Consider the following 11,530-nt stretch of genomic DNA (forward strand, 5'->3'; position numbering starts at 1 on the left):
GTGATGGGTGACGTTCGTGCTCGCCGAACCGGCGATCAGGAGGATCCACCGGCGCGTTCCGCCAGGCGACGGCGGGCGCTTACCGTGCTGGCGTCATGTCTGACGACGATCGTGGTCATGACGGGGTATCTGGTGGCCGGCGCGCGGGGTCTGGTTCCCGGGGTGCTCGCCGTGCGCGGAACCAGTGCCGCGTCGTCCAGCTCCCACTCCTATGTGCCGGGGGTCCGTGCCGTATCCGACGCCGTCCCGCAGGCCGATCTGTCCAAATCGATCGATAAGAATGCGTTGCGGTCGGCCGTCAAGGCGTTTGAATCCACCAGCAAACTGGGCGACGATTATTCCGTGGCGGTCGCCACCGCGGATGGGACGATCGTGGAATCGCGCGATCCTGATTCCCCCCGTCAACCGGCTTCGACGCTGAAAACCCTCACCGCCTTCGCCGCGGCGTCCCGCCTTGACATGGGATCGACTCTCGATACGCAGGTGTATCTCGAACACGCCGACGACTCCACGCCGACGATCATCCTCAAGGGCAATGGAGACATGCTGCTGTCGTCCGGTGACGACGATCCCGATCATGTCAACGGACGCGCGGGACTGGGCAGCCTGGCGACCCGCACCGCCCGGGTGCTGCGGGGCAAGGGCATCTCCCGCGTCCGTCTTGTGGTGGACGATTCCCTTTTCGGCTCCGTCCGCTCGCCGACGAACATCGAACAGAACAACGAGGATGGACTGTACTACACGCCGGTGTCGTCGATGGCGGTCGATGGAGGACGACGATGGTCCTCCGGGCAGACTCCCTCCGACCCGGACGTTTTCGAGGATTACCCGCCGTTGTCCACGCACACGGCGTCGGATGCGACGACGGTGTTCATCCGGCGTCTCGTCGAGCGCGGGATCACGGTTGAGGGCACGGCCTCATCGGGGCAGGTCCACGATGGTCTCAGGCCGGTGGCGAGCGTCCACTCGGCGACGCTGACCGAGATCATGGCCTTCATGCTCAGGCACTCGGACAACACCCTCGCCGAGGAGTTCGGAAGGCTTCTTGCGCTGCACGTCGGTGAGGAGAACTCGCCCACCGGCGCGGTCACGGCGGTCAGGGACGTTCTTCGCGCGTCGAAGATCTCCATGACGGGATTGACGATGGCCGACTGCTCTGGGCTCTCTCCGGGATCGCTCGTCAGCGTCCGCACGCTGGCGGCCGTACAGTCGCGCAATCTGGGACGGCATGGGGTGTCCGCGGCGGCCGAGGGACTGTCCGTGTCGGGGCTTGTGGGTACCGCGGCCGAAAGGTTCTCCGACTCCGCGGCCAATGGCCTTCTCCGTGTCAAAACAGGAAGCCTGTCCGATGTGACGGCGATGGTCGGGACGGTCTCGCGCAAGTCCGGCGGCGTTCTGGCGTTCGCCGTGATCGTCAATGATCCGCAGGACTACGATGCGGCGGTGGCGGCGATCGGCTCCTTTGGCTCCGCCCTGACGGGAGTGTGAGCGCACGATGACCTATACAGCGTCCTTGAGGACCGCCGTGGGCTGCGTCCATGCGGCGATCGACTCCCTTGGTCTGGATCGTGACCCGCGTTTCCGCGAGCATGGACGCCATGTTCCCGAGAGAGACGCCCCCATGGTCGTCGTGGCGTGCTCCGGCGGACGTGACTCATTGGCGCTCGCCGCGGTGTCGTCGATCGTCTGCTCGTCCAGGGGCCTGCGCTGTGCGGCGGCCATCGTCGACCACCGGCTTCAGGACGGTTCGCGGGAGGTGTGCGACCGGGCCGCCCGCCAGTGTGCGGGCAGGGGGTTGGAACCGGTTCGGGTCATCGGCGTCGACGTCGTCGACGATGGCCGGGGGATCGAGGCCTGCGCCCGGGACGCGCGGTATCGGGCGCTATGTGAACAGGCGCGCCTATGGGGGGCCTGCGCGATTCTTCTGGCACATACCCGCGACGATCAGGCCGAGACGGTGCTGATGGGGATGCTGAGGCTCAATGGCATCGACGGGGTGGCCGGAATGCCGGAGAGGTCCGTCGTCGACGGAGTCGTCTTCCTCCGCCCCTTCCTGTCGCTGACAAGGGCCCAGACCACGCGGATCTGCGAGGACGTCGGCCTGTCGTGGTGGGATGACCCCACCAATGGGGACGACCATCCCGGAGACGAGGATCTTCCGTCCGACTATCCGCTGCGTTCACGGGTCCGGCATTCGCTGATCCCCTATCTTTCGCGGTTCACCGGGTCGGATGTCGTCGACCACCTGGCGAGAAGCGCCCGATTGTGCGCGGTCGACAAGGATTATCTCGATTCCCGGGCGGACGAGGTCGCCGCTAGGGTGGTCACGCCCATCGTGGGCGCGTCCGGCTCCGAGGTCGTCATCGACGCTCCGGGGCTGGCCGACGAGCATGAGGCCATCAGATCGAGGGTGCTGGTCCGGGCGGCGTCCCTTCTGGGGCTGACGGTGAGCTCACGGCATGTCGCCGCCATCGACGCTCTGGTGACGCGATGGCATGGGCAGGGGGCCGTTCATCTTCCCAGCAAGTATTCGGCCATTCGCCAGAAACACGTCATTCGGCTGTGCCAAGATGGAGTGCATGCAAATCGCTGATGTTCAGGAAGCCATCGACCACGAGCTGGTGAGCAGCAAGGCCATACATGACAAAATCACGGAGGTCGCCGCGCAGGTGAGCAGGGACTACGCCGGCAAGGATCTCCTTCTTCTGGGTGTGCTCAAGGGAGCGGTGAACACCATGGCGGAGTTCTCGCTCGCCGTGAGCATCCCGGTAGGCCTTGAGTTCATGAGTCTGTCCAGCTATGGGTCCGGCACCACAAGCAGCGGCCGCGTGACGATCCGTCAGGATATCTCCACCGATGTTCGCGGGAGGCACATTCTTATCGTCGAGGATATTATCGACTCGGGAAGAACGCTTGCGTGGCTGGTGGATGAGCTGAGGCGCCGCGGTGCCGCGTCGGTCGAGATCTTCGCGTTGCTGGAGAAACCCTCGCGACGCGAGGTCGAAGTCCATGTGAAATACCGTGGATATGAGATTCCCGATGAATTCGTTGTGGGGTTCGGACTGGATTACAATGAGCGGTTCCGTAACCTCGATTCGATAGCAGTGCTCAAGCCCGATGTGTATCAAGGAGTGCAGGCATGACCAATCCGCAAGGTCCACAGGGGCCTCAGCAGGGCAACGGCGGTGGCCGCAAGCCCTCCCAGGGGGGCAATCCCTTCGGACACAACCCCTTCACCGGTGGCGGAAACGATCCTCAGACAGGTGAGAAGAAGCCCTTCTGGCAGTCCCCGTGGCTGTGGGTGGTCGTTCTTGTCCTTCTGGTCCTGTCGGCCTTCCAGATGTTCTCCGGGACGGGATCCCAGACGATCGACACCAAGGACGGGCTGACCCTTCTCAACGGCAACACCGTCAGCTATGCCGAGATCATCGACAACAGGCAGCTGGTGAAGCTCACGCTCAGCCAGAACTACACGAAAACCGATTCATCGACGGGCAAAAGCCGTGACTACGGCAAGAAGGTCCAGTTCTACTACACCTTCGCGCAGGGATCCCAGATCGTCAAGGCCGTCCAAAGCGCGGATCCGAGCGACGGCTGGACGTCCAGCATGCAGCAGACGAGCATCTGGAGCTATCTGATCACGTCGATCCTGCCCTTCATCATCTTCTTCGCGCTGTTCTGGTTCCTTCTCAGCCGCATGGGCGGGGCGAACGGCATGCTCGGCATGGGCGGCAAGAAGAACGGCAAGCTGCTGGAGGGCAAGACCCCGACCACCAAATTCTCCGACGTCGCCGGCGAGCAGTCGGCCGTCGAGGAGGTCGAGGAGATCAAGGACTTCCTCAAGGACCCCTCCAAGTACAAGGCTCTGGGGGCGCGCATCCCTCGTGGCGTTCTGCTGTATGGCCCTCCTGGAACCGGCAAGACGCTGCTGGCTCGTGCCATAGCGGGTGAGGCCGGCGTTCCCTTCTATGCGATGGCGGGTTCCGACTTCGTGGAGATGTTCGTCGGATTGGGCGCATCCCGAGTCAGGGAGCTTTTCGAGGAGGCCAAGAAGAACGCGCCGGCGATTATCTTCATCGACGAGATCGACGCCGTGGGCCGCAAGCGCGGTTCCGGCATGGGTGGCGGGCATGACGAGCGCGAGCAGACCCTGAACCAGCTGCTTGTGGAGATGGATGGATTCGACAACGACACCAACCTCATCATCATAGCCGCGACGAACAGGCCCGATGTCCTTGATCCGGCGCTGCTGCGCCCGGGACGCTTCGATCGTCAGGTCGGGGTCGAGGCCCCGGATCTGGAAGGACGTGAGGCCATCCTCAAGGTGCATGCCAAGGGCAAGCCCTTCGTGCCCGATGTCGATCTGCACATGGTCGCGGTCCGCACTCCCGGCTTCACCGGAGCCGATCTGGCCAACGTCCTCAATGAGGCCGCGCTGCTCTGCGCCCGGTCGGGCGCCCAGCTCATCGACAACAGGGCCATCGACGAGGCCATCGACCGCGTCCAGGCCGGACCTCGTCGGCAGTCCAAGGGCATGGCGCTCAACGAGCTGCGCAACACCGCCTACCACGAGGGCGGTCACGCCTTGGTCGCCGCCGCGCTGCGCAACACCGATCCGGTGACGAAGGTGACAATTCTTCCGCGCGGACGGGCGTTGGGATACACCGCGGTGATGCCCACCACGGACCGGTATTCCCAGTCGAGGAACGAGCTTCTCGACCAGATGGCGTACGCGATGGGCGGCCGCACGGCGGAGGAGGTCGTTTTCCACGATCCGACCACCGGTGCGTCCAACGACATCGAGAAGGCCACCGCCATCGCGCGGAAGATGGTCGTCGAGTTCGGGTTCTCCGAGAGGCTCGGCGCCATTCAATGGGCCTCCGATGACGATCAGACCACGGTGATGGACGGGCTCCAGCCCCGCAAATACTCCGATGAGACCGCACAGGTCATCGATGACGAGGTTCTGCGTCTTGTGGAGAACGCCCACACCGAGGCATGGACGATCATCAGCCAGAACCGCGATGTTCTCGATGAGCTTGTCCGTCAGCTGCTTCTCAAGGAGACGCTGAACGAGAAGGAGCTCGCGACGATATTCTCGACGATCCGCAAGGCCCCCGAGCGTGCCCTGTGGCTGTCCAGCAAGGACCGTCCCGTGTCGGATCTCCCGCCGGTGGAGATTCCCGAATCGTTGAAACGCTCCGTAGGGATGAAAGCCGGGGAGTGACGACCGGCATGGCGGGCGATGATCCGATGGACGATGATGAGCGTGATGAGGGACGTGTGATCCGTCTCCGTGACGGCCATCCCGTCGTCAGGGCCACGGTGGTTCTGACGGTCGATCCCCGGTCTCTTGCGGACGTTGCGCGGGATGCGACGGTCATGGGCGATGCTTCGTCGGGCGTTGCCGCAGTGGACGGTGCTGCGGGTGTCGCCGCGGCGGGTGGCGCTGCGGACGTCCACGGCACTGCGGATACGCGTGACGTGATTCGGAGGTTCGCCCGGGGACTGGAGGCGTCCGTCGTCCTCTCCCATCGTGATCCGGCGATGGCTGCGGTGGTCGGAACCATTGGGCCGGACGACGTGGACGTCAGAATCACTGTCGGCGACGGTGACGTGGACGGCGGTATGGGCGGATCCGCGGGTGTCCGCGAGGATGCCCCGCGTCCTCATGAGACCTCCGTGACGGATCGGTCCCGAGCGGCCGTCGGAATGGTGCGGTCCGGTCGGCAGACCCCTGACCGTGATGGCCGGGCGATACTGTCGCTGATCTCCTGCGCCCCGGACGCCGAGAGGTTCTTCCGTTCGGCGGTGGTCACTCTTGACGCGATACCGGGGAACCAGGTCGAGGGAATATCCGCGTTGTATCACGTCAGCGCGGTCGATGGGCCCGATTCCATGACGACGGTCGTCGCGTTGTCCACGCATATGACCGTCCGTGAACTGGCGAAGGCCGTTCGGGCCATCGGATCCCATGAGGGGACCGACGGCGATATACGGATTATCGACGTGACGTTCCCGCAGGACGGATTCTCTTCCGGCTCCGGCACCGACTCGTCTTCCGGCACCGGCGCATCGTCCGTGGGCGCGGCCGCCGGCGGCGCGCTGCGTGACGACGATGCCGGCGATGGTCTGGCGGATGATTCGATCCGACACAGCGCCGTGGTTCTGGTCCCCTGGCTGGACATGGACGTCAACGCCACATTGGATGGCGATCCCGTGTCGTATCTTCTGGCATTGTCCGGTGACAGCGACACCGTGGGCATGCTGGCCGATGACTGGGTGTTCCGGGATTCGTCGCGCGACGATGGAGAGGTGTCGCCATGAAGGCTCGACGCACACCGTGGTGGTACTACGTCCTTGCGGTGACGCTGGGAGCTGGGGGAGGCGTGTGTCTGGCCTCTCTCGATGACCGGTCGAGGATATCCCTTATCGGTGCCCCGTGGATCGTTCCGATCGTTCTCGCGATTCTTGGCGTGGTCGTTCTGGTGATGTGCATCCAGGTGCACCAGTACGCCACAACCGATCCTGCGAAGCGCCGGTCGCGCCTCGACCCCGCCAAGGCGATGATGACCCTCGTTCTCGCCAAATCCCTGGGAATCGCCGGAGCGGCTCTGCTGGGCTGGTATGGCGGGCAGGCCCTGATGACGATGGGACGGTCGGAGGCGCCCTATTACGGCGATGCGGTCACGCAGTGCGTGGTCACGGCGGCGGTCTGCCTTGCGGATATGAGCATCGGCATCATCGGTGAGTGGCTGTGCCAGATACCTCCGGCGGATGGCCCGGAGAATCCCCATCGCATCGATCCGCGGAAGAAATCCATCACCCGGACGGCAGCAGGCGTCGAATCCCGAATGTCCTCCCGCGACACCCGTTCATCGGGTGCGGCCGCGCAGCCGGATGCCGCTACGACAACAAATGGCGGCGTGACGACGAATGCCACTGTGACGAGGGATACCGCCGTGACGAGGGATGGTGCTGCGACGAGGGATGTCACGCCGCGCTAGTCGCGTGGAACGCGGATCATGGCCTCCTGCGCCATGGTGGCGACAAGATCACCGTCGCGGTCGTAGACCTTGGCGGTTCCCAGCCTCGGCCATGCGCGGCCGTCGGGGTGTCCTGAACGTAGAGAAGCCAGTCGTTGATGTCGACGTCACGGTACCACCACATGGAATGATCCAATGAGGCGAAGGAGATCCCCGGCGTGGCTATGCTCAGACCCGCCCTGCGCAGGACCGGCTCCATCATGACCTGATCGCACTGCAGCGCGAGCATGGCACGGTGCATGGCCTGCGGAAGGTCCACGTGACCATCGGCACGCATCCACACCATCTGCCGTCCGCTGTCGCGGGCGACGCTGTCCTTGTCCACGCCCAGCATGACGGTCGGCGAGATGTGGCGGATGTCGAAGGGGGAGCGTTGCGCGTAGAAGTCGGCGAAGGCCGATTTGCCGGCGTAGGGGGCCATCAGCTCCTTCGCGCTGGTGAGGGTGTCGGGGTCGGGAGTGTCCTCGGGCATGGGATCGGCGAACTCCACGCCGCTTTGTCCGGTTTTCTGGAAGCTGGCGATGGCCGTGAGGATGGCTCCCTGCGATTGGGTGACGTTCACCCGTCTCGCGGAGAAGGAGCGTCCGTCCCGAAGCGTCTCCACGTCGAACAGGAGATCCTGACGGATGTCCCCCGGGGCGATGAAGTAGCCATGGATCGAATGCGGGAGACGGTCTCCCTCAACGGTCTTCGACGCGGCGATGATGGATTGGGCGATGACCTGTCCCCCATATACCCTGCCCGTCGGAAAGTAGAGGCTTTCGCCGTTGATGTAGGTATGGTCGCGATACCGTGAGGGGTCCCCCAAACGCAGCACCTGGGCCACATGCGTCAGTGGTGTGGCCTTGTCGGCTTCAGTCATGCTGTTCCTCGATTCCTGTTCGTGGATCTCCGGGAGGTCCATGTCCGGTCGCGTGCGGCGTCGCCGGGCTCCAATCGCCCTGGCCTTATGATCCGTAGTCTATCGGGGCAAGGTAAAGGACGATTGGCGTCATGTAACGAACGGTCGTCGCTCCGCAGCGGCGTGGCAGCCGTTCGTTACATGACGCCAGGGACGTGCCTGGATATGTCTAGCGTGTCAACTTGCGGTGCAGACGATGCGGACGAGCCGCCTCCTCGCCGAGCCGGACGACCTTGTTCTCCTGATACGCCTGGAAGTTGCCTTCGAACCAGTACCAGTGCGCGGGATGCTCGTCGTCGCCCTCCCAGGCGAGGATGTGCGTGGCGATGCGGTCGAGGAACCAGCGGTCGTGGGAGATCACGACGGCGCATCCGGGGAACTCCAGAAGTGCGTTCTCCAGCGACTCCAGCGTTTCGACGTCCAGATCGTTGGTCGGCTCGTCCAGCAGCAGCAGGTTCCCGCCCTGCTTGAGCGTCAGGGCAAGATTCAGGCGGTTGCGTTCTCCTCCGGACAGGACGCCGGTCATCTTCTGCTGATCGGATCCCTTGAAGCCGAAGCTCGCCACATAGGCCCTCGTGGGCACCTCGACGCCTCCGACCTCCATGAAGTCGAGTCCGTCCGACACGGCCTCCCAGAGGTTCTTGGTGGGGTCCAGCCCCTCGCGGTTCTGATCCACATACGAGATCTTGACCGTGTCGCCGATGGTCAGGGTCCCCGACGTCAGCGGCTCGAGGCCGACGATGGTCTTGAACAGCGTGGACTTGCCGACGCCGTTGGGGCCGATCACGCCCACGATGCCATTGCGGGGCAGCGTGAACGAGAGGTCGTCGATAAGGACCCGGTCGCCGAACGCCTTGTGGATGTGCTCGGCTTCGAGGACCTGGGAGCCCAGACGTGGTCCCGGCGGGATCTGGATCTCCGAGAAATCCAGCTTCTTGCTGTTGCGTGCCTCGTTCTCCATCTGGTCATAGCGTTCCAGACGGGCCTTGTTCTTGGCCTGACGGGCCTTGGGGGAGCTGCGGACCCAGTCGAGCTCATTCTTCAGCCGCTTGGCGAGCCTGGCGTCCTTGGCGCCCTGTATCTCCATGCGCTTGGCCTTGGTCTCCAGATAGGTGGAGTAGTTGCCCTTGTAGGGATACAGATGCCCGCGGTCGACCTCGCAGATCCACTCCGCCACGTTGTCCATGAAGTAGCGGTCGTGGGTGACGGCGATGACGGCACCCTTGTATTGGTGGAGGAACTGTTCGAGCCACAGGATCGATTCGGCGTCCAAGTGGTTGGTGGGCTCGTCGAGAAGAAGAAGGTCGGGGGCCTCCAGCAGAAGGCGGCACAGCGCCACGCGACGCCGCTCGCCGCCGGAGCACACCGACACGGGAGTGTCGGGATCGGGGCATTGGAGGGCGTCCATCGCCTGTTCGAGCTGGGAGTCGATGTCCCAGCCGTTGGCGGCGTCGATCTGCGTCTGGAGCGTTCCCATCTCCTCCATCAGGGCGTCGTAGTCCGCATCGGGGTCGGCCATCTCCTCGCCGATTTTGTTGAAGCGCTCGACCTTGGCGGCGAGTTCGCCGAAGGCCATGCGGATGTTCTCGCCCACGGTCTTGTCCTCGTCAAGAGGAGGTTCCTGCTGGAGGATCCCCACGCTGTATCCGGGGGTCAGATCGGCCTCGCCGTTCGACACCGTGTCGAGGCCGGCCATGATGCGCAGAAGCGTGGACTTGCCCATGCCATTGGGGCCCACGACGCCGATCTTCGCTCCGGGCAGGAAGCTCAGGGTCACGTCGTCGAGGATCACCCGATCGCCGTAGGCCTTGCGAGCCTTGATCATTTGGAAGATGAATTCAGCCATATAATACCTAACTACTTAGGAAACGTTGATTTTCCAACGTTTTGCGGGACCTGGACTCCGTAATGACACAAATTAAAATGACACAACCGTCTACGGGGTGTCCCGGACGGCCCGTTTTGTGTCATCCGCCGTTTGTTTTCCCGTGTCATCCTGGTGTCTGTCCACGCAAAAGCACTTTGTGGATTATCCCATATCCCATCGTCATGCCGCAACAGTGGAGTGGGGTCTGATTCAACGGCATGCTCATAAAACATGAGCCATGGTAGCCGTGGTTTTAGCATCGTCTGTCCGCCAGACGGTGGATTCTAGTGGTGGTTGCAACACCTGAGGTTTGAGCGGCCTTCCATGGCCGCGTTGTCGGTTGTTGGGGTTGTCACGCGGCGTCGAGCAGTTCGATGATCTTCTCGCTTGGTTTCATGAAGCCGAGGGTTTTGCGTGGCCGGTCGTTGAGTTCCTCGGCGACCGCGTCGAGGTAGTCCTCCGGGTAGGCGGATAGGTCGGTGCCTTTGGGGGGAAGCGCTGGCGCAGGAGCCCGTTGGTGTTCTCGTTAGTGCCGCGCTGCCAGGGGAGTGCGGGCCGCAGAAGTAGACGGCCATGTCCAGTGCCGTGGTGATCCGTTTGTGCAGGGCGAGCTCGCTTCCCTGGTCCCGGGTCAGGCTGTTGCGCAGGAGTTTGGGCAGGTGCTGCATCTTGTCGATGATGGCCTGTTGGACGTGTTCGGCGTCGTGCCCGTCGGGCAGGTGCAGCAGGATCGTGAACCTGGTGGTGCGCTCGACGAGCGTGCCGATCGCGCTTTGGTTTTTGGCGCCGGTGATCAGGTCGCCCTCCCAGTGTCCGGGCACGGCGCGGTCCTCTATCTCGGCCGGCCGTTCGCCGATCATGACCATGGGCTCGCGGAACCGGGGTTTGCGCCCGCCGTCGCCCTGTGGCTTGCGCTTGGTCCGGCCTTGCCCCATGGCGCGTTTCAGCTCCTGCTTGAGTTCGCCCCTGGCCTGCAGGTAGATGGCCTGGTGGATCGTCTCGACGCTCGCGTGCATATCCCATTATCCGGGAAGTCGGCACGTAGCCTGCCGGCGATCTGCTCGGGACTCCAATGCCTGCGAGGTCCTTCGAGGATCTCCCTCCACAACGGCGTGCCTTCGGCGGCCTTCCTCGGTTTGGGCCGTTTGGGCCGGTCAGCCGCCTTCTGCTGGGACCGGTAGGGCTCGTAATCGCCGGACTCGGGATTCCTGTTGCGCTCGACCTCGCGGCTGACCGTGCCGGGATCGCGGCCCAGCAGCCGCGCGATGGCGCGGATCGAATCGCCCAGGCGCAGCCGGTCGGCGATCAGGATGCGCTCCTCCTGATTGAGGTAGCGCGCGTGGATCCGTTTGGGTTTGTCCATGGTGGAACGATACCAGTCCATGCTTGCCTTTTCGTTCCTCCCGGTGGCGCGGGTGCGCCCGTTGCGCCATACCTTGCCGGCGCGCTTGGAGACCCCGACCGCATGGGCGGCCTGGGTGAAGTTCATGCCCTCCTCGTCCAGCAGACGCACGTACTCCTCGCGCCTCGCCGCGCACATCAGCTTCCTCGTCGGATATTCGACGCCGTTGAACGTCCAACGGCGTTCCCCGCCACGGTCTTCGTTTCGGTGGCTCCTGGTCACCGGGACTGTCCATTTATGTGTGTAACTGGCTTTGATCGCCGATCGTGTTGATTGGCGGGGAAGGCCGGTGAGTATGCCGACTGAGACAATGG

General features: G+C 63.8%; 6 protein-coding genes and 3 pseudogenes. 6 read left to right on the top strand and 3 right to left on the bottom strand.

Translation table 11 applies throughout. The features are described from left to right. The first annotated feature begins 3 nt into the window (after window positions 1-3). The 6 genes and pseudogenes from BMIN_RS04820 to BMIN_RS04845 form a co-directional block, all read left to right on the top strand. Entirely contained in the window at window positions 4-1,488 is a 1,485-nt protein-coding gene (locus BMIN_RS04820; RefSeq protein WP_022860969.1) for a D-alanyl-D-alanine carboxypeptidase, read from the top strand. Window positions 1,489-1,495: 7 nt separating this feature from the next. Further along, on the top strand, window positions 1,496-2,593 hold the full coding sequence (tilS, locus tag BMIN_RS04825) for a tRNA lysidine(34) synthetase TilS (RefSeq protein ID WP_022860970.1): 1,098 nt from the start codon (window positions 1,496-1,498) through the stop codon (window positions 2,591-2,593). Then, window positions 2,580-3,143: a hypoxanthine phosphoribosyltransferase gene (hpt, locus tag BMIN_RS04830; RefSeq protein ID WP_022860971.1), complete on the top strand. Its 564-nt coding sequence runs from the start codon at window positions 2,580-2,582 to the stop codon at window positions 3,141-3,143. Before tilS ends, hpt begins: the two co-directional genes overlap by 14 nt. Beyond that, on the top strand, window positions 3,140-5,227 hold the full coding sequence (gene ftsH, locus BMIN_RS04835; protein WP_022860972.1) for an ATP-dependent zinc metalloprotease FtsH: 2,088 nt from the start codon (window positions 3,140-3,142) through the stop codon (window positions 5,225-5,227). Before hpt ends, ftsH begins: the two co-directional genes overlap by 4 nt. Window positions 5,228-5,235: 8 nt before the next feature. Next, window positions 5,236-6,327: a hypothetical protein gene (locus BMIN_RS04840; RefSeq protein ID WP_152595165.1), complete on the top strand. Its 1,092-nt coding sequence runs from the start codon at window positions 5,236-5,238 to the stop codon at window positions 6,325-6,327. Further along, a pseudogene (locus BMIN_RS04845) lies at window positions 6,324-6,821 on the top strand (DUF3180 domain-containing protein); the annotation flags it as partial. The gene BMIN_RS04840 and the pseudogene BMIN_RS04845, both read left to right, overlap by 4 nt. A 182-nt stretch (window positions 6,822-7,003) precedes the next feature. Here BMIN_RS04845 and BMIN_RS04850 read toward each other — a convergent pair. The 3 genes and pseudogenes from BMIN_RS04850 to BMIN_RS04860 form a co-directional block, all read right to left on the bottom strand. Next, window positions 7,004-7,908, bottom strand: a pseudogene (locus tag BMIN_RS04850) (acyl-CoA thioesterase). Window positions 7,909-8,116: 208 nt separating this feature from the next. After that, window positions 8,117-9,793: an energy-dependent translational throttle protein EttA gene (gene ettA, locus BMIN_RS04855; protein WP_022860976.1), complete on the bottom strand. Its 1,677-nt coding sequence runs from the start codon at window positions 9,791-9,793 to the stop codon at window positions 8,117-8,119. Window positions 9,794-10,166: 373 nt separating this feature from the next. Further along, window positions 10,167-11,438 (bottom strand): annotated as a pseudogene (locus BMIN_RS04860) (IS30 family transposase). Between the last annotated feature and the right edge of the window lie 92 nt (window positions 11,439-11,530).

The sequence above is a fragment of the Bifidobacterium minimum genome (assembly GCF_000741645.1).
In the GTDB taxonomy this organism is placed as follows: domain Bacteria; phylum Actinomycetota; class Actinomycetes; order Actinomycetales; family Bifidobacteriaceae; genus Bifidobacterium; species Bifidobacterium minimum.